General features: G+C 41.2%; 30 protein-coding genes, 2 tRNA genes and 1 pseudogene. 3 read left to right on the top strand and 30 right to left on the bottom strand.

The genetic code is table 11. The annotated features are described in order from the left end of the window. The 8 genes from JOD02_RS09195 to JOD02_RS09160 form a co-directional block, all read right to left on the bottom strand. Positions 1-236, bottom strand: a 236-nt coding sequence (locus JOD02_RS09195) for a GTP-binding protein (protein WP_243426429.1), incomplete at its 3' end; no start/stop codon positions are given. Between the two features lie 151 nt (positions 237-387). Further along, positions 388-463: transfer RNA gene (locus JOD02_RS09190), tRNA-Thr, on the bottom strand. 25 nt (positions 464-488) lie between these two features. Then, positions 489-562: transfer RNA gene (locus tag JOD02_RS09185), tRNA-Gly, on the bottom strand. A 65-nt stretch (positions 563-627) separates the two neighbouring features. Then, positions 628-1,290, bottom strand: coding sequence for an RNA polymerase sporulation sigma factor SigH (gene sigH / locus JOD02_RS09180; RefSeq protein WP_394355754.1), 663 nt, complete (start codon positions 1,288-1,290; stop codon positions 628-630). Positions 1,291-1,434: 144 nt separating this feature from the next. Then, positions 1,435-2,196 (bottom strand): 23S rRNA (guanosine(2251)-2'-O)-methyltransferase RlmB, encoded by a 762-nt coding sequence (gene rlmB, locus JOD02_RS09175; RefSeq protein ID WP_204488970.1) that lies wholly within the window; start codon positions 2,194-2,196, stop codon positions 1,435-1,437. A 9-nt stretch (positions 2,197-2,205) separates the two neighbouring features. After that, entirely contained in the window at positions 2,206-2,964 is a 759-nt protein-coding gene (gene thyX, locus JOD02_RS09170; RefSeq protein WP_341534570.1) for an FAD-dependent thymidylate synthase, read from the bottom strand. Further along, positions 2,957-3,403 (bottom strand): Mini-ribonuclease 3, encoded by a 447-nt coding sequence (locus tag JOD02_RS09165; RefSeq protein ID WP_204488930.1) that lies wholly within the window; start codon positions 3,401-3,403, stop codon positions 2,957-2,959. The genes thyX and JOD02_RS09165 overlap by 8 nt, the downstream gene beginning before the upstream one ends. Positions 3,404-3,510: 107 nt before the next feature. Further along, entirely contained in the window at positions 3,511-4,233 is a 723-nt protein-coding gene (locus JOD02_RS09160) for a ThuA domain-containing protein (protein WP_204488928.1), read from the bottom strand. A gap of 202 nt (positions 4,234-4,435) precedes the next feature. Here JOD02_RS09160 and JOD02_RS09155 point away from each other — a divergent pair, with 202 nt between their 5' ends. Together JOD02_RS09155 and JOD02_RS09150 are read left to right on the top strand one after the other, a co-directional pair. After that, entirely contained in the window at positions 4,436-5,029 is a 594-nt protein-coding gene (locus JOD02_RS09155; RefSeq protein WP_204488926.1) for a TetR/AcrR family transcriptional regulator, read from the top strand. 77 nt (positions 5,030-5,106) lie between these two features. Continuing rightward, positions 5,107-6,459 (top strand): radical SAM protein, encoded by a 1,353-nt coding sequence (locus tag JOD02_RS09150; RefSeq protein WP_204488924.1) that lies wholly within the window; start codon positions 5,107-5,109, stop codon positions 6,457-6,459. A gap of 95 nt (positions 6,460-6,554) precedes the next feature. On the opposite strand, the gene JOD02_RS09145 is transcribed toward JOD02_RS09150, so the two are convergent. From JOD02_RS09145 to JOD02_RS09135, 3 genes are read right to left on the bottom strand one after another with little or no spacing between them, the layout of a single operon-like run. Beyond that, positions 6,555-6,710 (bottom strand): hypothetical protein, encoded by a 156-nt coding sequence (locus JOD02_RS09145; protein ID WP_204488922.1) that lies wholly within the window; start codon positions 6,708-6,710, stop codon positions 6,555-6,557. A gap of 56 nt (positions 6,711-6,766) precedes the next feature. Further along, on the bottom strand, positions 6,767-7,831 hold the full coding sequence (locus JOD02_RS09140; protein ID WP_204488921.1) for a Gfo/Idh/MocA family protein: 1,065 nt from the start codon (positions 7,829-7,831) through the stop codon (positions 6,767-6,769). Positions 7,832-7,871: 40 nt separating this feature from the next. Continuing rightward, positions 7,872-8,738 carry a sugar phosphate isomerase/epimerase family protein gene (locus JOD02_RS09135; protein WP_204488919.1) on the bottom strand — a complete coding sequence of 289 codons (867 nt, stop codon included), beginning with the start codon at positions 8,736-8,738 and terminating at the stop codon, positions 7,872-7,874. Positions 8,739-8,954: 216 nt separating this feature from the next. Between JOD02_RS09135 and JOD02_RS09130 the strand changes: the two genes are divergently transcribed. Then, positions 8,955-9,467, top strand: a complete 513-nt coding sequence (locus JOD02_RS09130; RefSeq protein WP_204488917.1) for a flavin reductase family protein — start codon at positions 8,955-8,957, stop codon at positions 9,465-9,467. A 180-nt stretch (positions 9,468-9,647) separates the two neighbouring features. Here the strand turns inward: JOD02_RS09130 and tkt are convergent, their stop codons facing one another. The 19 genes and pseudogenes from tkt to JOD02_RS09035 form a co-directional block, all read right to left on the bottom strand. Then, positions 9,648-11,639, bottom strand: a complete 1,992-nt coding sequence (gene tkt / locus JOD02_RS09125; RefSeq protein ID WP_204488916.1) for a transketolase — start codon at positions 11,637-11,639, stop codon at positions 9,648-9,650. Positions 11,640-11,812: 173 nt separating this feature from the next. Further along, entirely contained in the window at positions 11,813-12,793 is a 981-nt protein-coding gene (locus tag JOD02_RS09120; RefSeq protein WP_204488914.1) for a diaminopimelate dehydrogenase, read from the bottom strand. A gap of 72 nt (positions 12,794-12,865) precedes the next feature. Beyond that, complete coding sequence (locus JOD02_RS09115) at positions 12,866-13,747, bottom strand: nucleoside hydrolase (protein ID WP_204488913.1); 882 nt, start codon at positions 13,745-13,747, stop codon at positions 12,866-12,868. 140 nt (positions 13,748-13,887) lie between these two features. After that, positions 13,888-14,682, bottom strand: coding sequence for an HAD-IIA family hydrolase (locus JOD02_RS09110; protein ID WP_204488911.1), 795 nt, complete (start codon positions 14,680-14,682; stop codon positions 13,888-13,890). Between the two features lie 273 nt (positions 14,683-14,955). Then, positions 14,956-15,795: a L,D-transpeptidase family protein gene (locus JOD02_RS09105; protein WP_204488909.1), complete on the bottom strand. Its 840-nt coding sequence runs from the start codon at positions 15,793-15,795 to the stop codon at positions 14,956-14,958. Between the two features lie 55 nt (positions 15,796-15,850). Beyond that, a complete protein-coding gene (locus JOD02_RS09100; protein ID WP_204488907.1) occupies positions 15,851-16,618 on the bottom strand; it encodes an SDR family oxidoreductase in 768 nt (255 codons plus the stop codon). 155 nt (positions 16,619-16,773) lie between these two features. After that, on the bottom strand, positions 16,774-16,971 hold the full coding sequence (locus JOD02_RS09095) for a hypothetical protein (protein WP_204488905.1): 198 nt from the start codon (positions 16,969-16,971) through the stop codon (positions 16,774-16,776). A 161-nt stretch (positions 16,972-17,132) separates the two neighbouring features. Further along, entirely contained in the window at positions 17,133-17,330 is a 198-nt protein-coding gene (locus JOD02_RS09090; RefSeq protein ID WP_204488904.1) for a hypothetical protein, read from the bottom strand. A gap of 78 nt (positions 17,331-17,408) precedes the next feature. Then, positions 17,409-17,798, bottom strand: a pseudogene (locus JOD02_RS09085) (manganese catalase family protein); the annotation flags it as partial. 108 nt (positions 17,799-17,906) lie between these two features. Next, a complete protein-coding gene (locus tag JOD02_RS09080; protein WP_204488901.1) occupies positions 17,907-18,563 on the bottom strand; it encodes a recombinase family protein in 657 nt (218 codons plus the stop codon). A 277-nt stretch (positions 18,564-18,840) separates the two neighbouring features. Then, the gene (locus tag JOD02_RS09075) at positions 18,841-19,023 is read right to left on the bottom strand and encodes a hypothetical protein (protein ID WP_204488899.1); all 183 of its coding nucleotides are present in this window, start codon (positions 19,021-19,023) and stop codon (positions 18,841-18,843) included. Between the two features lie 4 nt (positions 19,024-19,027). After that, positions 19,028-20,410, bottom strand: a complete 1,383-nt coding sequence (locus tag JOD02_RS09070) for a fibronectin type III domain-containing protein (RefSeq protein WP_204488897.1) — start codon at positions 20,408-20,410, stop codon at positions 19,028-19,030. Continuing rightward, complete coding sequence (locus JOD02_RS09065; protein WP_204488895.1) at positions 20,407-20,670, bottom strand: hypothetical protein; 264 nt, start codon at positions 20,668-20,670, stop codon at positions 20,407-20,409. Before JOD02_RS09065 ends, JOD02_RS09070 begins: the two co-directional genes overlap by 4 nt. Beyond that, positions 20,660-21,283 carry a zonular occludens toxin domain-containing protein gene (locus tag JOD02_RS09060; protein WP_204488894.1) on the bottom strand — a complete coding sequence of 208 codons (624 nt, stop codon included), beginning with the start codon at positions 21,281-21,283 and terminating at the stop codon, positions 20,660-20,662. The genes JOD02_RS09065 and JOD02_RS09060 overlap by 11 nt, the downstream gene beginning before the upstream one ends. 14 nt (positions 21,284-21,297) lie before the next feature. Beyond that, positions 21,298-21,627, bottom strand: coding sequence for a hypothetical protein (locus tag JOD02_RS09055; protein ID WP_204488892.1), 330 nt, complete (start codon positions 21,625-21,627; stop codon positions 21,298-21,300). 6 nt (positions 21,628-21,633) lie between these two features. Then, positions 21,634-21,972 (bottom strand): hypothetical protein, encoded by a 339-nt coding sequence (locus JOD02_RS09050; RefSeq protein ID WP_204488891.1) that lies wholly within the window; start codon positions 21,970-21,972, stop codon positions 21,634-21,636. Between the two features lie 220 nt (positions 21,973-22,192). Continuing rightward, a complete protein-coding gene (locus JOD02_RS09045; protein ID WP_204488889.1) occupies positions 22,193-22,480 on the bottom strand; it encodes a hypothetical protein in 288 nt (95 codons plus the stop codon). An 18-nt stretch (positions 22,481-22,498) separates the two neighbouring features. Further along, positions 22,499-22,993 (bottom strand): hypothetical protein, encoded by a 495-nt coding sequence (locus JOD02_RS09040; protein ID WP_204488887.1) that lies wholly within the window; start codon positions 22,991-22,993, stop codon positions 22,499-22,501. A gap of 6 nt (positions 22,994-22,999) precedes the next feature. Beyond that, entirely contained in the window at positions 23,000-23,746 is a 747-nt protein-coding gene (locus JOD02_RS09035; RefSeq protein WP_204488885.1) for a fibronectin type III domain-containing protein, read from the bottom strand. Between the last annotated feature and the right edge of the window lie 6 nt (positions 23,747-23,752).

Below are 23,752 nucleotides of genomic sequence, written 5' to 3'. Positions count from 1 at the left end.
TGCGCATAGTGCCTCTTGTCGGTCTCATACTCCACGTGCGCCGTGTTAATCGTTATTCCCCTCTCCTTCTCCTCCGGCGCCTTGTCAATATCCTCATACCTCATGGCCTGCGCCTTGCCATACTTGGCCAGCACCATCGTTATCGCCGCCGTCAGCGTTGTCTTACCATGGTCTACGTGCCCTATCGTACCTACATTCACATGCGGTTTCGTCCTCTCAAACTTCGCCTTCGCCATCTTTAACTTTCCTCCTCCTTATTTAACTACAGTTACAATCAGACTTTTTGTCCAACTTTTGAGCAAAAGCTTTAATGTGCCCAAATAAAAAATTATACCACCTTTTTGGGTGTGACGGTCAGCTTATGCATCACATCCTACCACTAATAAATGGAGCCCATGACCGGACTTGAACCGGTGACCTTCGCCTTACCATGGCGGTGCTCTGCCGACTGAGCTACATGGGCATAAAAATAAAAAATATAATTCGATTGGAGCGGGTGATGGGAATCGAACCCACGCTGCCAGCTTGGGAAGCTGGAGTTCTACCATTGAACTACACCCGCATCTTCAAAATAACCTACAGCATCATATATTGTAACTTGAGGCAAATCTTTTGTCAACACTTTTTTTAAATTTTATCTTCCTCCTCTTGATGGCGTTCTTCGAGATAGCGTTCCAGTTTCCTCTTAACCCGTTGCAAAGCATTATCTATAGACTTAACATGTTTATCTAAATCCACCGCTATTTCTTGATATGACTTACCTTGAAGGTAGGATAGGAGAACTTCCTGTTCCAAATCGCTCAAAAGCTCGTTAATCTTATTTTCGATGTTCATAAACTCTTCACGGCTTATTATCAATTCTTCAGGGTCTGAAACCTTTGCTCCAGAGATGACATCCATCAATGTGCGATCAGATTCTTCATCGTAAATGGGTTTATTGAGGGATATATAAGAATTCAACGGAATGTGTTTCTGCCTGGTGGCGGTTTTAATAGCGGTAATGATCTGCCTGGTTACACACAGTTCAGCAAAAGCACGAAACGACGACAGCTTGTCCTGCTTGTAATCCCTAATAGCTTTATAAAGTCCAATCATTCCCTCCTGCACGATATCTTCCTGATCAGCGCCTATTAAAAAATAGGCCCTGGCTTTCGCCTTTACAAAGTTTTTGTATTTGCATATTAAATACTCCAGTGCCTCTACATCGCCCTTTTTTGCATCCTCTACTATTTCTTCATCCAACATCAACTGGAAGCGGCTGTATTCGTTTGCTACAGCTTCAGCTTTCACCCCTATCTCCCCCAAACCGCACCCTTTAAATAAACTTCCATAATACCCATCAATTTCAAATTATATATTATGCACTACAGGAAAGTCAAGCCATCACCTGCATTGCAGGGCTTTATATTACCCACTCTTTCTATAAGCATTTTATCACGCCAACGGACTTTGATCCCTCTGCCTTACTACTTCATACATCAATATCGCGGCCGCAACAGAAGAGTTTAAGGAATTTATTTTCCCCTTCATGGGAATACCTACTAAATAATCACAATTTTCTTTTACAAGCTTTCTTAGCCCCTTACCTTCACTCCCAATCACCAGAGCTATCGGCCCCCTCATATCCTGTATATTATATGGTGTACCCCCTGCCTCTGCGCCCACCACCCACAAACCTTGCTCTTTCAAATATTCCAATGTCGAAACGATATTTGTAACTCTTGCAACCGACACGTATTCCACCGCTCCGGCAGAAGCCTTGACAACGGTAGGAGTTATCCCTACTGCCCTTCTTTTAGGAATTATAATGCCGTGAACGCCGCAACACTCCGCCGTCCTTATTATAGCCCCCAAATTACGCGGGTCCTCTATACAGTCAAGCACCACTACAAAAGGTGGCTCATCTGCTCGCCGAGCTCGATATAATATATCATCTACGGAGACATATGTATACGGCACAACCAAAGCAATCAAACCTTGATGAGCACCTGTTAGAGACATATTATCCAGGCGTTTTTTGTCAACCTCCTGAATCACAATGCCCCTCTCTCTGGCCATTTTCAATATATCCCTGATAGCACCCTCTCGACTTCCTTTTGCAACCAAAATCTTTTCGATGGTCTTACCAGCCCGCAAAGCCTCCATAACTGGATTTCTACCTTCCAATTGCCACTGGAAATCCTCTGTCTCACGCATACCCTCCACTTACTTTAAACCTCCATATTCCCTATAGATATCTTCAAATTCCTTTCTTACTTCGCTGGCCTTACCACAGGTCATTACCCCCTCAGGGCATTCACCCCTAACACACCCTGGCCCAGCATTTATAAAGATGTTTGGTGCCACACGCAACACCAGCTTGAGCATCTCTTTAGCCAAGTTTCTTATCTCCCATTGAGCCCTGTTGCAACACCTCAAACCAAAAAAGTGCAACAATTCCCGCGCATTCATGGTGACCATGAACTTTGTCTCTGCTGCATTAGGTAAGACAAACCTAGCATCCTGATAGGAGGTTTCGCCCTTATTACCCAGTAATTGCACCCATTCATCATACCAACTTTGAATGATGGTCATCTGTTGCCTGAATTTGTCAACATAGGGCTGGCCCAAAGCCTTTATGCTCTCAGGAATTATGTAATTGAAGGTTCTTTCTCCCTCCGACATTTCAGAGACATACCTCTGTGATTTAACGCTGAAGCTAGCAATTCGGTGGCGTGTGATCTGAGCCAGCAAACTTCTCGACACGCCTTCCACGCCAAAAGTAAAACTAGCATGCTCAATTGGCGATAGATGCCCCATCTTTATAAGTTTGGATATAAAGCTTGACTGATCCCTGCTTGCAATACCTTCCTTTAGCGTATCTATATCAGCCGCCGAATAGCACAGTTTGGCAGCCATAGCCACAACCTCTTCCGGATTGGGCGTATAGCTCAATAATTCTACATGTAATTTAACCTCACTCACCTTTTTCCCCCTCTTTAGCATCATCAAGTACGTAATCCAATATCTCAAACAGCCTTTCATCTTTGCGAGTTAAGTACAAATACCCCAACAGCGACTCAAACCCTGTAGCCAGCCTATAATCAGATACAGTAGCATTCTTGGGCATAGTCCCAGATTTGGCATTTCTACCCTTTCTTACGATATCCAGCTCCTCTTGTGTTAAAAATTTCTTTATATGACGAAGGGTGTCAGCTTGTCCCTTTGCCTTAACAAATTCAACAGTTTTTACATGCAATTGATATACCGGTACATTATAGGCCATGATCAAGTATGTCCGTACAAAAAGGTTATAAATGGCGTCACCCATATACGCTAAAACAAGAGGATGTATCATTCTCACATCCAACTCATCAAATTTTCTTTTCAACCTTTTTTCTAAACGCTCTAACAACTCTTTCATTTATTTCAGCTCCACTGTCAAAAAACCTTTTTAATTATTATACATCAAAAAGTTGCATCACAAAAGGGGCTGAAGTTAAAGCTCAGCCCCCTTTATTTTCAAAAAACCTATATGTTCTCCAGCGGCTTTACATTACCAAAGCGAGGTGCAGGACCACTCACCGGTGCAGCCCATCTCACTGCATTCTTTATTACACGTTGCACCTCCGGCTGGTAATAAATAGGAAATGTTTCATGCCCTGGCCTGAAATAAAATACCTTCCCCCGTCCTCGGTTGTAACAGCAACCACTCCGGAACACTTCCCCTCCAGCAAACCAGCTAATAAACACCAAGGTATCAGGCGCTGGTACATCAAACCTTTCTCCATACATTTCAGTTTGAGGAATTTCAAAGTATTCACCTAATCCCTCTGCAATGGGATGACCGGGTTCTACTACCCAAATACGCTCTTTTTCGCCCGCCTCTCGCCATTTTAAATCACAGCTGGTACCCATCAGCTTTTTAAATATCTTGGAAAAATGACCAGAATGCAAAACAATAAGGCCCATCCCGTTTAAAACCCTATTGTATATCCTGTCCACAACATCGTCTCGCACCTCATTATGTGCTATATGCCCCCACCAGATTAGCACATCAGTGGAATCCAGCACCTCTCTTGTAAGTCCATGCTCTGGCTCATCCAGTGTTGCTGTTCTCACTTCAATGTCGGGTTCTTGGGATAGAAAATCGGCAATGGCCCCATGGATCCCTTTAGGATATATCTCGGCTACCTTTTTATCGATTTTCTCATGCCGGTTTTCATTCCACACCGTTACCCTTATTTTACCCATTAAAAATACACCCCTCTCTTTAAACTTCAAATCATGCTTTTGTAGTCTTTACACATTATTTTCGTTCCATAATATTTTAACGCTTATTACATGGAAAATCAATTTAAAAAAACATATTTTTATTGACACACATGTCTATAATAGAATATAATTATGGATACAAAGTTCTAGACAAAAACAAGTATAGAAAGGAAGATGTTTTTTGCCAAAAATTGTCGACCTCGAGCAAAGAAAGCAGGAAATCATTGAAAAAGCTATGAAAGTTTTCATTGAAAAAGGATACCATAAAACAAATCTGTCAGATATAGCTAAAGAATGCAATATGGGACGTACTACTCTGTACCAATACTTCAAAGACAAGGATGAAATCTTCAACTATGTGGCTGAACAATTATCCCAAAGATTGGAAACAGATTGCAAAAATATCTTAGAAAACAAAAAGTTATCAGCTGCAGATAAGTTGAAGATGATCATTTCACTGCTCGCTTTGCAATATCAGCTTGAAAAAAATAAAATGCTCATGATGATAGAAATGTGGCTTCTTTCGAAGAGAGAGAATACCATCCTCAAAGCAAAATTTGAAAAACGTGTCAGTGTACTCAGGAAAATATTTGAACAGCTCCTCGACGAAGGAATAAAGACCAAAGAATTTAAGGAAATTAACCCGAAAGCTATGGCGTTTACCATTTTCACTTTAGTTGAAACTTTCGCTCTACAAGCAGCCTTTACAAGCAATATATCATATCAGGAACATTTAAATAACATCTATGCACTCCTCAACAGCTTGAAAGCATAATTTTTTTAAGTTTTTAATGACATATGTGTCTATTTAGACGCATATGTTAGTATATAACAAAAAAGGGGGAGTCCTAGATGAAATGGGCCAACCAACTAATCAGTTCATTTTTATTGAAAGAAGGTATCAGTTACTTGGAAAAAGACCCTATAAACAATTTACCTAAAATATTAAATTGGGCCGAAAAAATAGCTGTAAAAGAAAATCACAAAAATGCCATCAATACCTTCCGAAAGATCATAAGTGACCCCAACAACAACTGGAATAAATTGATACACAGAGTACTCACCGAAACGCACCCAAACGTTCAAAAAAAGTTCCTTATCAACTACTTTGTAAATGCCGGAATGGCAGGAAATCCTGTAATAGATGCCATGAAAGAAAAGCACAAATGTAACATCCCATGGGCAATACTGATGGATCCTACCGCGGCATGCAACTTAAGATGCACCGGATGCTGGGCTGGAGAATATGACAAAGCAGCCTCGTTGGATAACGACACCATGGATCGAATAATTAGAGAGGGCAAGGAGCTCGGAATCTACATGTACGTCCTATCTGGAGGTGAACCCTTAGTACGCAAAAAAGATATACTATACCTTGCAGATAAGCATAATGATTGTTTATTCCTGGCATTCACCAACGGCACGCTCATAGACGAAGAGTTTGCAAAAGAAGTGCAACGGCTGGGTAACATGATGTTTGCCATAAGCGTGGAAGGCATAGGTGAAACCACCGACATGCGACGGGGCAAGGGCACCTTTGAGAAGGTAATGAGAGGCATGGACATATTAAAACAACACGGGATAGGATTTGGCTTTTCCGCCTGTTACCATCACTACAATACAGAAGAAGTAGGTTCAGAAGAATACATCGATTTCATGATAGAGAAAGGCTGTTTATTTGGCTGGTATTTCACCTATATGCCACTGGGCAAAGATGCTGACCTCAATCTTCTGGCGACACCTGAGCAAAGGGAGTACATGTACCACCAAATCAGAAAATTCCGCGATAAAAAACCCATATTCCTCATCGATTTCTGGAATGACGGAGAATACATAGATGGATGCATTGCAGGAGGTAGACATTACATCCACATCAACGCCAATGGCGACGTAGAACCCTGTGCATTCATTCATTATGCCAACGTAAACATCAAAAACGTAAGCCTACTGGAAGCTCTAAAATCACCTCTTTTCATGGAATATAAAAACAATCATCCATTTAACAAAAACCACCTGCGTCCCTGTCCATTGCTCGATAATCCTGAAAAGCTGAGAGAAATGGTGCATAGGTCCAATGCCTATTCAACGCAACCCATAGACAAAGAATCGGTTGACGAACTAGCCGCAAAATGTGAAAACATAGCTCAGGAGTGGGGCAAAGTAGCGGATAGACTGTGGGTAGAATCAGGAAGGCAGCTGGAGTAACCAGCTGCCTTATCCTTTAAAACCGCTGCCCTTTACGCTTATTTTTCCCAAAAACTTAGCCGCTCATTTCCAGGGTCATCCCCTGCAACGTGCTATTATAAAATTCCACCTAAGAAGCCGTAATTTGCTAAAATGTATATTACCAGCCCTATAACAGCCAGCATCAAGATAAATTTCAAAACTTTAAAGGTAATTTTTGCTATTAAGTAAATAGTCACCACAGCAAGTATAATAGTTATAATATCGGTCATCGCCTTTCTTCCTTTCTATTCACCATCACTGCCAACTGTTAAAATACACTTCCACCCTAGGTTATAGCAACTTCTTTCCCAATTTCAGCCGATTTGTAAATGGCATCCAGTATCTTCATTATCTCCAAACCATCCGCTCCGGGACTCAAACACGGAGCGCCAGTTGAAATACAATCCACAAAATGTGCGATCTCCCTATTAAACATCTCTTGAAAGCTATTTTTTGATACATCCATTTTGGGCACCCAATCTACCAGATATCCATCCTTCTCCCCCATTATCCGCAGTTCAGGTTCCAAAATCGCCCCTGCTTTTGAACCATACAATTCTAAATAGAGATGGTCCTGCTTTATATTTTGCGTCCAGCTGGTCTCAACAAACACCGTCGCACCATTATCAAACTTCACCATTGCTACAGCGCTGTCCTCCACATCGTTATAATCGCTATAATCAGCCGATTTATACCAGCTGATGCCTTTCACATGGGAACGGGAACCGACATAGTTAAACGTAGACCCGACAGCCGATAAGGCCTTGGGTTTGCCCATCAGGAACCATACCAGGTCTATAATATGGACACCCAGATCAATAAGCGGTCCCCCTCCTGAACGCTTCTTATCGGAAAACCAACCTCCAGGGTTGCCACACCGCCTTATACACCCAGTTTTAGCGTAATATATTCTACCTAGTTCACCCTGTTCAATGATTGACTTTAAAAATTGAGCGTTTTCTGCAAATCTCCTTACAAAACCTACCATCAAAAGCCTTCCCGTACTCTCTGCGGTGTCAACCATAGCCTGGGCTTCCTGCGCATTCAGCGCAAGAGGCTTCTCACACAACACATTGACCCCCGCTTTTAAGGCTGCAATAGTAGCAGGCGCATGACCATTATTCCAAGTACATACGCTAACCCCATCTAGCTCAATTTCCTTAAACATCTCGTCATAATCAGTATAAACATGGGAGATACCATATTGTTTTGCCACTTCTTCAGCCCTTTCGGCATTGATATCACAAGCCGCGACTAGCTCCACATTGGGCAATTGCTTATACGCCTGGATGTGGGCATGACTAATTGAACCCACACCAATTATTCCAATCCTTACTCTATCCTGGCTCATTATTCCCATCCCCCTTTAAAATCCTATAAGTATTCTAATTTCATTCAAATACCTTTATCTTTTCTTTCAAGAAGATTACAGCCTGTCGTATATCTTCTTCGGGATTATCTCCAACTTCCCTCTCTATTGTAAGAAAACCACGATAACCTATCTCATATAAAGCCTTAAGATATCGATCAAAGTCCACTTGTCCCTCACCTAAAGGAGTCTCCTTAAAGTAATCTTCCAGGCGCAGATCCTCTATACCACCTTCTGCAAAAAAGTTGTATATAATTTCTGGATCTGTCTGTTTCTTCATAATACCATCTTTAGCATGGGTGTGAACTATGTAATCCTTCAAAGTGTAAACCGCCTGTACCGGGTCATCCCCTGTAACCATGACCAAGTTAGCAGGGTCAAAGTTAACACCTACACCGTTTGACTTTAAGCTATCCAAAAACTTCTTAAGGGTCACAGCTTTTTCTGGACCGGTTTCGATAGCAAAATACGCTCCTACGCTGTCGCCATATTCAGCCAGCTCACCGCATGCATCTTGAAGTATTCTCCATCTGGGATGGTTTTCGTCCTCCGGTATAACCCCAATATGAGTAGTAACGACATTCGCTTCCAAATCCTTAGCCAGGTCCATGATCCTTTTGGATTTCTCTATTTTCCATAAATTATCCTCAGGCTTAGCAAAGCCATGTCCTCCCAAATCACCGCATATAGCTGACACCACTAAGCCATTGGACTTTATCATGTCAAGTATCTCCTTACGCTGAGCAACGCTCAAATTTTCCGGAGCCATACGCCCGTATGTAGCGTAAATCTGTATTCCTGTAGCTCCTACTTCTTTAGCCTTTTTTATGCCCTCCTCTAATTCTACGCGAAACGAATCTACCATAACCCCAATTTGAAAGGCTGCCATCTTGCTATCCCCCCCACATTTTCTTATTTTAGCCTAATTATACCATAAAATTTTGGATACGACTATAAATTCAAAACAAGTTTTCATAGAAAAACCTAATTATTGAAATGGAGGTTGAAACAAAGTGTAAAAATGTGGTATATTGAGATTAGTATAACCAATCTTTAATATCATTAAAATACTAAATTTTGGCAAGCCGAAAGGGGGAAATGACAAATGAGAAATGTAATAGAAGTGCCTTACGACAAATATATTTTAGAGGTAGAAAATCAACTAAAGTCAGGGGGACTCTTTTTGTCTTCAAAAGGCGAAAAGGCAAATACCATGGTCATTGGGTGGGGAGGAATTACAATTTTTTGGGGAGAACCCATATTTCTAGTACCTGTTAGAAAATCCAGGTATACTCACGGTCTTATTGAACAGTCTGGTGAATTTACCGTGAGCGTTCCGCTAAATCGCGATCTAAAAAAAGCACTGGCTTTTTGTGGCAGCAGATCAGGCCGTGATTTTGATAAGTTCAAGGAATGCAATCTCACCCCAATTCCTGGTATAAAGGTGGATGCCCCCATCATAGGAGAGTGCACGCTGCATTATGAATGCAAAGTTATATACAAGCAAGACATGGTACCTGAAAACCTGGATGCACAGCTGACACAAAAATGCTACCCTTCTTCTGACTATCATACCTTCTATTTTGGCAAGATCGTAGCCTGTTACACGACAGAGTAATCCTCCATCCACCTACACAGCAAAGTCAGGGACATTAGGGCAAATTTATAGACATAAAAAACAGCATCATCTATGTCAGTTTTTTTTATTCACATTTTAGCATCATATTGTGCCCATCATAACTTACCTAAAAGCAATTAAAAAAGGAGCCGACTGCATCGGCTCCTTTTTTAAACCTCCTTAAACTTTTCCTATCAACTTCAAAGCTCGCTCAACCACTGTGTCCACTGTAAAGCCAAACTCCCTAAACAGCACATCCGCCGGGCCGGATGCTCCAAACCTATCCAGAGCTATTATATCTCCTTCGAATCCGACATAACGATGCCATCCTAGAGAAGACCCGGCTTCAACAGCTAACCTGGCCTTTACATCGTCCGGCAACACTTTCTGTTTGTACTCCTCTGGCTGCTCTTCAAACAACTCCCAAGACGGCATGCTTACCACTCGGGCATCAATACCTTTTTCCTTAAGCACCTTGTGGGCTTCATACACAAGTTGGACCTCGGAACCTGATGCAATCAGTATAATATCGGGCTTCTCCTTCTCGGAGTCCACAAGGATATACGCACCCTTTAATGCTTCTTTACCGGTTTCCTGATACAGAGGCACATTTTGGCGTGTAAGCACAAGAGCCGTTGGTCCTGTTCTTCTTGTAAGCGCTACATACCAACCAGCAGCCGTCTCCTTAGAGTCAGCCGGACGGAAAACGATAAAATTAGGAATACTCCTCAATGCAGCCAGATGTTCTACCGGTTGATGTGTAGGACCATCTTCACCCACACCAATGCTGTCATGGGTGAGAACGTAGATCACTGGCAATCCCATCAGAGCAGACAACCTCATGGCAGCCTTCATATAATCGCTGAACACAAAGAAGGTTGCCACATACACCCTGAGCCCACCATGCAACGCCATTCCGTTGGCAATGGCGGCCATGGCGTGTTCACGGACACCAAAATGGAGGTTTGAACCGGTACGGTTCTCGGCCGAGAAATCCCCGCGCTCCTTCATTGTAGTCTTGTTGGATGGAGCTAAATCCGCCGAACCTCCAATGAGGTTGGGTATGACCTTCGCTAGGCGGTTTATAACCTCACCGGAGGCGTTACGGGTCGCTGTCTTGCCCTCAAACTTCCAGAAGTCCTCATCGTTCAACAAATCCACAGGCAAGGCATCGCTGTGCCATACTTTCCATTCCTCTGCCAACTCGGGATACTCTTTGGAATAAGCCTCCCACAACAAATTCCATTCTTCTTCAGCCTTTTTGCCTTTTTCCACCAAAGTACTCATGTGCTCTTTCACTTCCGGAGGCACATAGAAGGGCTCTTGGCTAGGCCAACCTAAATACTCCTTCATCTGTTTGATGTTTTCTTCCCCCAGCGGTTCCCCATGAGCCGATGCCCTGCCCTGCTTTGCAGGGCAACCATATGCAATCTCGGTCTTCACTATTATAAGTGATGGCTTCGTAATCTCAGCTTTTGCCTCAGCAATTGCCTTATCGATGGCCTCTATATCATTTCCATCCTCAACTTTCAAAACCTGCCAGCCTTGAGCTTCAAAGCGCTTGCCCACATCTTCCCTAAAAGCGATATCGGTTGGCCCTTCAATGGATATAGAGTTTGAATCGTAAAGCACAATCAACTTGCCCAATCCCAGGGTACCTGCCAGCGAAGCGGCCTCATAGCTTATACCTTCCATCATACAGCCATCGCCTGCTATCACATATGTATAGTGGTCTACAATATTATACCCCGGCCGATTAAACTTGGCAGCGAGGTAAGCCTCAGCCAAAGCCATGCCAACAGCGTTGGCAAACCCTTGACCCAGTGGACCGGTAGTGGTCTCCACTCCTGGCGTATGCCCGTATTCCGGATGTCCGGGCGTCTTGCTGCCAAACTGCCTGAAGTTCTTTATATCTTCAATGGTAAGTCCATATCCAAAGAGGTGTAGCAGCGAATAAATAAGCATTGAAGCATGTCCAGCCGACAACACAAACCTGTCCCTGTTTGCCCATTTTGGATTGCAAGGATTGTGCTTCATATGTCGTGCCCACAATGTATAAGCCATAGGCGCTGCTCCCAAGGGCATACCCGGATGCCCCGACTTGGCCTTTTCAACTGCTTCAGCCGACAAAATGCGAATGGTATTTATACATAACTGCTCAACTCTATCCATTAATACACCTCCTAACCTCGCTCTTTATAATATTTATACAGCCACTTGCTCTCCTTCACCCATAAAATAAAGTCAACCTTAGCTTTGATACTTTTATTATCACAAGTTTTTGGACCTGTCAAGCAAAATCGAAAATCATTTGCACTTTTTAGTGTCACCCTTTTACCTACAGGTTACAGATATTCTCTCCTGAGTTCATCACTGCTTTTTGAGGAAAGATAAGCAATAGGTATGTCGAACACTGTACGTGCACCCACCTGTCCCTCTTTAGCAAGGTGATAGACCGCTCGGGCATAGGCAACCAATACGCTGGCAGTAAACTCAGGATTGCTCTCCAGCTCTAAGCTGAATTCTAACCTCTGTTTAGTAGACTCACCAGTTTTACCAGTCCGAATCACGATCCCCCCATGAGGCATTCCAGAATGATTGGTTTTAAACTCCTCCTCTGAGATAAAATATACAGTCGTATCGTAATCAGCAAAATAATGTGGCATATTCTTTATCTCCTGCTCTATACGTTTCAAATCAGCACCCTCTTCAGGAACGACATAACATACTCTCACGTGCTTCTCACGAGTGGTAAGCTCAGGATTTTCACCGTTTCGCACCCTGCGGATAGCGTCTTCTACTGGAATGGTGTACTGAATAGCGTTTTTCACTCCCGGCACCCTTCTCACAGCATCTGAATGTCCTTGGCTAACGCCTTTACCCCAAAAGGTGTATGTATATCCCTCAGGAAGTACAGCTTCCCCAAGCACTCTTATCAACGAGAACAATCCTGGATCCCAGCCCGTGGAAATCAAGCTGAGGTTACCACCTTTCCTGGCCGCTTCATCTACCTTGCTAAAATACTCGGGAATTCTTGCATGAGTATCAAAGCTGTCCACAGTATTGAACATGGCAGCTATTTCCGGCCCCTGAATAGGCAGGTCGGTCGCCGATCCGCCACATAAGATCATAACATCGATTGTCCCTTTATAATCCTTTATTCGGGAAATATGTTCTACCTTAACACCATCAACATTTACCTGTTCAGGCGCCCTGCGCGTAAACACCGCCACCAGTTGAAAATCGGGGTTTTGTTTGACTGCCATTCTAACACCTCTTCCAAGGTTTCCATATCCCACTATGCCAACTTTTATTACATCTTTCATGCCGTTTCCTCCTTTTTTGAATTTCTTAATTATCACAGCAAAACCCTTTAAATTCAGCATTCCAATTTAGGATTAAACGAATACAGAAAAATAATGCTCAAAAAACCTAGTGCGATCTACATCAACTGCAATTTCATGCCTACCATAGTCAACGCTTGAATTCCAATACGTCATACCTTTCATCCTATCGCTGACAAGCTCCACTTCTACTTGTCCCCTCTGAAATACGCACACTTTATCATCAAATATTGTAACCGCAGCAAGAGGGTCATGGAAAGTAATTTGATCCGTCTTTTCAAACCATACAGAGGCAAAATCTAAGACCGGCTGAAGCAATGGAGAAGTAAACCTTTTTTTCACCTCATCAGCCTTCATTGTAACTTGACAAGTAACATCCAACCCCACCGACCGGTGTACTGCCACTGGAGCATCATATACGATAGCAGCGGCATAAGGATCGCATATAGCATTCCACTCCAAAGGTCCTACTCCCGGTAATCGATTAGTAAACACACCGCACATCATAACAAGCCCTTTAAGAAGTCTTGGTATTTCCTGATCAACCTTGAACAATAGCGCTATATTGGTAAGAGGACCAATGGTCAATAACACCACTTCACCAGGGTTTTGACGTATGGTTCTCCTCAAGAACTCCACGGCCTCTCCCTTAGGAAACTTCGTTTTGTGATGCCAGTTCCCCAGTACCCTGGCCTGTTGCGCCACAGGCTGCCGTTGGGAACCTATCAAAGGCTCTTCAGCTCCTGGATAGATAGGTATATCCTTCCCCGCTACATTGCATAAAACGCTTGCCATCATTGCACGTTTTTCGGCTTCTCCACTTACCGTAGTTATGCCCAACAACTGACATTCGGGATTCGCTAAAATGTAAGCCAAACATACTGCATCGTCAATATCACTACCTATATCGGTATCCAAAAGAAGCTTCACAGGCATTTTAATCCCTCCCCTGAATTTTTAAAAATTTTGCAAAAGCGAGGGTTTAATTTTTGAAAAGCTGGTTAAGATAATAAATGTAAAGTTACCCAAACCCCCAAACCCCTTACATAAGGACCGCAATCGAGCGGTCCGTTTTTTTATATAAAAGGTATCAAGTCTGCCAAGCGCTCCACTACCAAATCAGGTTTTACATCTGATTTTTCCAAGTCGTCCCGTTTTGTCTCACCCGTTAAAACAAGCACAGTGGTGACCCCATGATAAAATCCTATAGCTATATCGGTGTACAGCCGATCACCTATGAATACCAAATCCTCTTTTGAACAGCTTAGGTATTCAAGCAAGTACCTCAACGTCTCTCCAGAAGGCTTGCCCAAATACTTAGGTTGAACTCCTGTAGAAGCAGTTATAAAAGAACAAATAGCACCACAATCGGGGATAAAACCATCTTCTGTGGGGCAGTTTAAATCCAAATGCGTGGCGATAAACGGCGTACCTTCACGAATAAATTTACAGGCACGGCAAAGTTTATCATATGTAAGTGTGGTATCAAACCCCACCACCACTACATCGGGGTTGTCATCTACTAACTTTATTCCCCTTTTTTTGAAATCTTCGTGTAGTATGGGCGTCCCTACCAAAAACACCTTACAATCTCCGTAGCTATTTTTTAAATACTCCACTGTCACCATGCCCGAAGTGACAATCCTCCACTCCTCCACATTGCACCCCATTTTAGCCAGTTTACTTTGATATACCACTGCATTTTGAGAAGAATTATTGGTAAAAAAAATGTAATTTTTGGATTTCTGTTCCACATGCCTTAGAAATTCTAAAGAACCCTCTAGCAACCTATTCCCAAGATAAAAAGTACCATCCATATCCAATACAAAATGCTTTTTATCTTTTAGTACTTCATTTACGTTTTCTCGCATATTATTATCCCTTCTTCATTAAATAAAGCAATTATAGTACTTCCATACAATTTACTTACTGTCATATAAGGCCTTTGTATGGAAAACAAAGTATAACATAAACGGCTAAAAATATTTTAACACAATTTTATATAGGGTAAATAAATTTTTTTAAATTTTAATTCGTTGCGCCTATATTTCTCAGCTACTTTTCAAGAGTGTCCTCTAAAAAACACAAAAAGGGATAAAAAATATCCCTCTCAACATCATTATAAGTGCATAAAATAGATAAACTTAAGGTTGCTGATCGTTAAGCAGTATATCGTTTAACTTTTCCAATACCCCATAGGTGGTCGGTCCTACCACCCCATCGGGAGTTAAACCGTAATCTTTTTGAAGAGCAAGTATTGCATCCCTCACATCTTCATCATAAATACCATCCAAAGGTCCCATGTAATAGCCCAGTACTTGTAGTATCTCTTGTATCCTTCTTATATCCTCTCCCGGCTCTACTCCCAAATACAACATTCGGCCAGTAAATGTCACACCAACGATATTAACTATTGTTCCAAGAGGCACAATATCGTACAGCTCAATCACGTCTTCGTTGTACATCCTGATGCATCCATGGCTTGCGGCAGTACCTATGGTCTCGGGCTGATCAGTCCCATGTATCCCATAACCTCCCCAGGGTATGCTAAGCCTCATCCATCGGGCCCCAAACGGTCCTCCGGGATTAACGGTTTTTTGAATTATCTTCCAGTTGCCCGTAGGGGTTGGCGTGGAAGGCTTGCCAACCGCAACTGGATATACTTTAACAAACCTTTCTCCCTGTTTTAATGTCAATTCCTTACGTTCCAAGTCCACGGTAATGTTGTACTCCGAATTAAAAAACTCTAGCAGTTCCAAGCTTATACCTATGGCATTCCATGTATCGGGCCCCACTATACCATCAGCAGTCAATCCATTTTGTTGCTGAAATCTACGCACAGCTTCGGCGGTTTCCCTGTCATATACACCAGTCACATCACCTTCATAAAAGCCCAATTCTTTAAGACGCTGTTGAATGTTCTGAACATCAACTCCCTCCATCAAGGGATCAGCTATTCTCAAATATCTGCTTGAATATGTCATCCCTTATACCCCCTTTATTTCAATTCTATGAAAAAGGTATAAGGGTTTATGTTATTTACTCTTCATAAATCATCTTGACAGTCATACCACCATCCACAATCAAGTTAGTCCCGGTTATGAAGCCTGCATCAGGTGATGCTAAAAATAGGCAAGCCTTAGCAATGTCTTCAGGCTTACCAACCCGCCCCACCGGATGTTGAGCCAGATCCTGCGGTCTGAGGTTAGGTTCCCTGCGTTGCGATTTTTTTTTCCATTGGGACACCTCGATCCATCCAGGACTTATGGCATTGACTCTGACTTTGGGCCCTAGACTAATGGCCAGAGAATGAGTAAGGGCCAAAAGCCCTCCTTTCGACGCAGAGTATGGTTCAGTATGCGGCTCCGACATCAAAGCCCTGGTAGAAGCTATGTTGATTATCACACCAGGATTAGCCTTCATCAGCTCAGTAGCACAATACTTGGCCATCATATAGGGCCCCCTTAAATTCACTCCTATCACCTTATCCCACTCCTCCATAGGACGGGTAAGAAGGGTTCCTTTACTCCCAATTCCTGCATTGTTGATTAGGATATGTATTCCACCATACGTTTTCATTGTTTGTTCAACTAAGTTCTTTACATCTTCTTCTTTAGATACATCAGTAGGAACGAATATTGCCTGTAGCCCCCTTTCACGAATGGTAGCTACATGTTCTTCGCCCGCTTCTTCATCGATATCGGCTATTACCACATTAGCCCCCTCTTCCGCAAAAGCAAGGGAAATAGCCATGCCTATTCCTTGTGCTCCGCCGGTAACAATAACGGTTTTGCCTTTGAATTTCATAAAACTCCCCTTTCTAGTACTAATTTAGGCATAGTTATAATTTAACCTTTTTATTATCTCTGTAAACACTTTCATTTATTTCTCGTTTTGTTGAATCATGATTAAAAAGTAAAAGGGATGTACATATCTGCACATCCCTTCTATATTCTAACTACTTATGCTCCTTGAGTGGAAGAACAGCATCCGCCAAACATAAAATCGCCGCTAAACAACACCACAAGGATCAAGAAGAAGAACAATAGCTCATCCGAATCTTTAAATAGCTCACAATTACAAAATATGATCACCAATAAAAGGAAGAAAAACAATAGACTGTCATCCTTCTCTCCAAATCTTCTACCTAAGAATCCCATACATATATACCTCCTTTTATATTTTACATTGTCACTATCAATATATGTTAAAATATAGAAAACCGTGAATCTTGAAATATTATTTTACATATAATAAGCAAACTATAAGGGGGAGCATGCATATGAGCAATGCTCCCCCTTTATGGTTAAGCTAATGGACATTAGCTCTCCTTAGTGGACGCTCCAAATCCTCTGAAGAAACAGTCGCCGTTGAACAATACCACCAGGATCAAGAAGAAGAACAACAGTTCATCAGAATCTTTGAATATTCCGCAATTGCAGAATATTATGACAAGGAGCAGGAAGAAAAACAGCAAGCTCTCGTCATCTCCCAGTCTTCTACCACCAAAGAATCCCATATAACCATACCTCCTTCAAAGATATTTAAATTGCCATATCTTTACTAACAATATATGAGTGAGTACATAAAACGGTGATTAAAAATATTTTTTAGACTCCATATACTCGCGCACTTTCTGTAAAACCTCTCCAAAACGCTGAAAGTGAACGATCTCCCTTTCCCTCAAAAAACGTAACGGATCAATTACATCCGGATCATCAGCAAGCTTTATAAGCTTCTCATATGTGGCCCTTGCTTTTTGTTCAGCTGCTAAATCCTCATGAAGGTCAGCTATTGGGTCGCCCTTGGACTGAATATAGGCAGCATTGAAAGGTACACCAGTACCAGTACTGGGATAAACAGCACTGTCATGGTCAGCATAATATGTGCCCATATCAGCCATCTTGATTTCTTCAGGCGAAGCCCCCCTCATAAGTTGATACACCATAGTTCCCACCATCTCAAAGTGGGCGAGTTCTTCTGTACCATAAGGTTATCAGTTAATTAACTGTAAACTTCCGGAAGAGCTCCTGGAGTTTACCATTGTACTTGACAACAAAAATAAAAAAATAAACTCTACTTGACTTGTTTTTTGTCAAGTAGAGTTATAAGCAAAAGAAAGGTTTTCCTCATACTGCTTCATGATTTTATAAAAAGTATTCCGTTTAAGTCCTACTTTCTGCATAAAATCTGTCGCTGTAATTATTCCGTTCTTCCATCGAGGATAATACTGCTTTATGATTTCTTTTTGTTCTTTACTCAATCCGTCAAAATCAATCCTGGGCCTTCCCAGGTGTTTACCTGCTTTCCTGGCCGCTTCTATACCTTCCCGTTGTCTCTGTTTTATTCGTTCACGCTCTTTCTGGGCCATATAGCTCAGTAATTCAAAAACAATATTGCTTATTAGTTTTTTCTCTAAATCTGTTCTAGCTGTAGTGTTTAAAATAGGTGTATCAATTACGATGATATTGATCCCTTTATTTATAAGGTCCTGCCATTCCTGCTTGATCTGCTCCATATTTCGGCCTAACCGGTCCAGTTCCTTGATAATCAAAGTGTCTCCGGACCTTAAAAGATAATTTTTGAGTAATTGGTAACCTTCACGGTTAAAGTCTTTTCCACTCTGCTTGTCGATGACGATATTTCTTTCTTCCAATTCCAGGTTATTTGCTTTACAATATTCCTTTATTGCCTCCACCTGCCTATCTTCGCATTGGTCCTTAGTGCTAACTCTTACATAACCGAATACCATATAACCCCTCCTATATAACCCCTTTTATTTCTTTCATATTTGGCTTTAGAGTAATCTTTTAGAGTGGATAATATAAAACTATTACCCATATCGAACAAAATCATTGTAAGCCAAATATGAAAGCCGTTTTGTTTAAAAAGGCTAACTACAATATAAAAACATTTATAAATTCTTGTATTACACCTTTAAAAATAAGATTTATCTTATGATTAAACAATTTGTAAAGGTGTACCTTTACGGAATAATATTCTAAAAAAGAATGCCCTAATAGGGCATATTAAATTCTTCCCAGTTCTTTTTCTATTCTAAAAAGCAAAGCCATCATGTCCTGAATTTGATACTGAACAAGTCTGGCCATGTTGATATTCTTCTGCTGGAGCATAGGAAGTAATTTCTGTTTTTCAATCAAATCCTCTTCCACGTACTTTTTAAAGCGTATTAGGTCCCCTCTATTGAGCATTGGATCACCTCCTGAATATCTGCTTTAGCGTCCCTGTAATAGGTACTACAGCAATTAAAGCCAAGGCGAAAGCTAACAATGGCCATAAATTTGTAAATAAAATCCCTATTGCAGATAAAATATCTGGGATATTAATCGTACTCGATATATCGGCAAGTTTAGAGGGAGTAAACCTAATAGGATCTGAAACTGGGCCTTCTCCCAGGGCATTAACTGCCGCAACACTTACAGTATATTCTAGTCCTTCCTCTAATCCCTCTATAGTGTATTCTGTATTTTCTGTTTCCCCGTATTTCTCGCCGTTGAGATAAATAACGTATTTTGTAATCTTTTCAGCCTCCGGGTTTGGCGTCCAGGAAATTGTTGCACTTGCAGAAGTCAAACCCTTAATAACAACGTTTTTTACTTGTGTCGCCGGTTCCGGCGGCGGTTCTAGTGTAGTAAAAGTAAGCGGATCAGATGCTGGCCCTTCTCCATAACTATTAACTGCTACAATTGTTACTTCATAGGGTGTAACCGGTTGAAGGTTGTCTATTAGATATTCAGTATTTGTCGTTTCTCCATACTGTTGTCCATTGAGATACACGATGTACTTCAATACTCCTTCAGATTCTGGATTGGGATCCCAGCTTATTAAAGCACTTGTAGAGGTTATATCTTTTACGGTTACATTCATAACTTTAGACGGAACAGGCAAGTCTAGAGTAGTAAAGGTAACTGGGTCGGATGTTGGACCTTCTCCAGCTTCATTCACTGCTGATATTGTTACTTCATACTGGGTAGCAGGTTGAAGATTGTCAATTCTGTATATTGTATTAGTTGTTTCTCCATAGAACTGACCATTAAGGTATACTTTGTACTTTGATATTTCCGCAACTGGAACCCAGGTTATAGATGCACCATTATATGTTATATCCTTTACGGAAACATTTTGGACTTTGGAAGGTTTTGGCGTAACCATAGTTCCATAAACATTAAATTCCCAAATTGTTCTAGAATAAACCGAATTATTGCTAATTGTTATCTCTCTAACATCGTTTATTGTATAACTGACAAATTCACCTGTTGAATTAGCTGGGGCAATTGAAACTCTTTTTTTGTCTTCTCCTACATAAAAATTTATATAGATACTGTTTGTTGTATCAGCTGCAAATCTATATCCAATTATATTTGCAGGTTTTTCAAAAATAAAAGCAGGTGTAGGCCTTAGAGTCCAAGTATATCCTGTAGAAATATTATTGTCAGTTACCGCATAACTACTTCCCAATGGTTTACCATCCAATAATCCACCACTAAAATCTATTGCCGCAAACGAAACCATAGCAAATATATTACAAAATATAACAATCATAATCGCAACATTAATAACCTTCATCATTATCCTCATTTCTTCACTCCTCCCGGTGGTATAAGATAATACACAAAATACCCTATCTTAAACTTGTTATCCTTCCATTTATCCCTTTGCCTCCAGTTAAGCCGGGATGATTCAATTAAATCATATCCTGTTAACCTAGCCACCTTCTTCAATATGCTTAATTCCCTGAAATTATGGTATTTTTCCGCCATTTTTGCGAATTTAACCGAGTGAATAGAGGGATTAAAATATAACACCTGATACGGGTTTACGGGCCTTTCATACTGCATCTTCTATTTTCCTCCCTCTGTAAGCATCGTTAATCTCTATAATCTGATCTAAAAACTGCTTGAATTGTCTTTCGGTGGCCGGGAATTCAATGCTGGTTATGATTTGATTTGTGTCATACAAACCCACAGCCCATATTTCCTGGGCTTTGTACATGGGCAAAAACTTCCGACTAAGAAGCCTTCCACCCTGATAATCGTAAATGTAATAAATAAATCCGGCCGGCGTTTTATAACAATCAACTAGTATATTGCATAGGGCCCTTATACGACTATCTAGATTCCGTATGCTGGGTGTTGTCATAAACAAGCTGGACCTCAGCTTCCTGAGATAAAAAAAGAATTGGGTCAAGTAAATATTACTGCCCTTTTGAAATAATCGGCTATCCAAACTTGTATGGGCTTCATCTAATAAACAAATCGAGCTTTCAGCTTCTGCTACCTTGAAAAAATCGGTGTAATGAGTAAGTCTTCTGGCTCCCTTTAGCCCGTAATTAGCAAATAACTGAACATCTATACCTAATCTTCTGGCCCTGGACGCATAATAATGGGCCAGGATAGACATAGCCGAAGTTTTACCTTCCCCTAGGTTGCCCTGAAATACCCACACATACATAGCTATATTGCCTCCTATTTATCGTTGTTTCCCCTAAATATGTTATTTAAGCGAACATTCCCTTTGATACGATCTGCAAGAGTAAGGGCCTCAATAACGTCTATAAATACATCTGGCTTGGCCATATCTTTTGTATGTTGTTTAATAGCTCTTGAAAAGATCTGCATTATGTTGGATTTATTCCGTCTGTCCAGGTACTCACAATAGGCCATACCGGCCACTTGATACCTGGTAAGCGGTACTGCATGGCCCTCCATAAATTTTAGTGTTTCGACCATTTCCCCTTTAGAAGAAGCAAAAAGGTCCCCGGCCATAATGTCTTGGAGTGTTTTTTCTTGTTCCATTCCATCTCACCCCCTTAACAAGAAAATTACAATTACCAAAACTGCAAGCATAACGTAAAACTTAATATCAAATTTCTTTTCCTGTTCTCCAAAGTTAAACATATTCTTGATAGCGATATTCTCGGACAATTCCTTCAAATGCTGGCATTCCTGGAGATACGGCAAAGAGCAGTTCACCACGTAATAGATATTGCCTTCTGCTGGGTTGATAAGTGCCTTTGTATCTGCTACAGGGAATATGTGCATATCCGTTTCTATCTTTTCCTCGTCAATTTTGGCAACTGGCAGGATCTCAACCTTGTTATCTGAGATTACAAGTACCTTGTCTGGAGTGTATTTCCTCATTTCTTCAACCTCCTGTAAATCATAATGTACGGAATAGAGATTAAAGCAAAGGCAAAGCCTACACCCATCGCCGCTTGGAAAAAGTATGAGAATACCATCATGAAACCTCCCTTTTATCGGTTTTCATATTTGGCTTTAGAGCGATTTTTTCAGGGTAGGTAATATAAAACTATTACCCACCTCTAAAAATCCCGTTATAAGGCAAATATGAAAGACATATTTACCACCATTTCACGCCACTTTTAAATAACAGGTACAAATTGTATATCCCCCTGACTACAAAAGCAGTAAATAGGATTAAGAGACAACCTATTACTGCGCCTACCAGGGCACGCCATTCGGGTCCCAGCATGGATACGGGACCTAGGAAGTAGTCCAACCTTAATGCCCTGGCCGGCTGGAGTTGGACCTGATCCAGGTACTGCAGAGCTGAATTTAAATAGCTAGTAACGGGATAAAATATCTGAAGTATAAACTTTTGTACTGTCGGTAAAACATTATCTAACATCCTTAAATCATCTCCACATCATTCCCGGTTGGATATGATTTTCACTACAGCATAAGCTGTCATGATCCATATAAAAAAGGCCAAAATCAAGGCAATTTTTGATAATCCTGTCTGATCCATAAAGTTTATAATGGCCATAAATCCTGACTGGTAAGCATTAGGTAAAACATAGTGAGAAGTAGATCCAGTGTAATTCAACCCATACAAAGCTCCAAACACTTCCCCTATAAGCTGGCCGGCAATTTGAAAAAGCCTTGCTATTATACGTATTATAAGTATCGCAATATTCATTACCTGCTGTATAAAAAACACTATGCCTAATATTATTGCCAGCACTGGAGACAGAAAGAAACCTAAAACCCTAATAAGCACATCAAAGGCATTTTTAAGTACATTCCCCAGGAAGTCTCCTAACCTACCAATTAGACCACCTATAAAGTTGCCCAAAGCATCCAATTTACTGCCAAACCAGCTTATAATCGAATAAAAAAGCCCTCCCAAATAATCAAACAATCTTCATCACTCCACCAATCTATAAAAAGCGTCCCAAACCTTATCTATAAGCACAAAACCCAATGCAATACCTAAAACTACAGCCAGATAAGGTCCCATTCCCTGAATATACTCAAAACCCTTATTTACGATCGTTTCTAGACTGAATTCATCTATGGCCTGGCCGGTTGTAAAATCAAGAATTGTGTATAAATTGCTATCTTCTGCGGAACAAACTTTAACCCTATAACTCTTGCCTGGCTCCAATCCCTCTAGAAGATATTCGTTTCTGTTTGTAGTTCCTAATAGCTGATCGTTAAGGTATATCTCATAAAATCCTTCACCCTGCCAGGTAATCAATGCTGTTTTATCCGTTATGTTTATGGCCCTTAACTCTTTAGGGGCCTCTACTGGTTCTTTAGGGGTGATAACACGTACCGGATCGCTGGCGAAAGATTCACCATAGTAATTTACTGCGGTTACTTCAAAGGTGTACATCTTCCCTGGTTGAAGGTTGGATACTGTATAGCTAGAAACTTCAGTAGATCCTACTTTCATACCGTTAACATAAATATTGTAATTAGTTACTGCATCATACCCCATATTGTCATCCCAGGTTAAGGTTACACTTGTTGGCGTTACATTTACATAACGCAAATTTAACGGTCTCATGGGTACGGTATCTGTTGTAATAGTTCCCGTTGGCTCCCCTTCTGCATATGTGGAATAGGGTATTACAAGCAAAATAAGCAGTAAAACTATTATCTTCCTCATACTCTC

The sequence above is a fragment of the Caldicoprobacter guelmensis genome (assembly GCF_016908415.1).
GTDB lineage: Bacteria > Bacillota > Clostridia > Caldicoprobacterales > Caldicoprobacteraceae > Caldicoprobacter > Caldicoprobacter guelmensis.
Note: the sequence above shows the minus strand (reverse complement) of the source record. Positions and strands in the feature narration are given on the sequence as shown.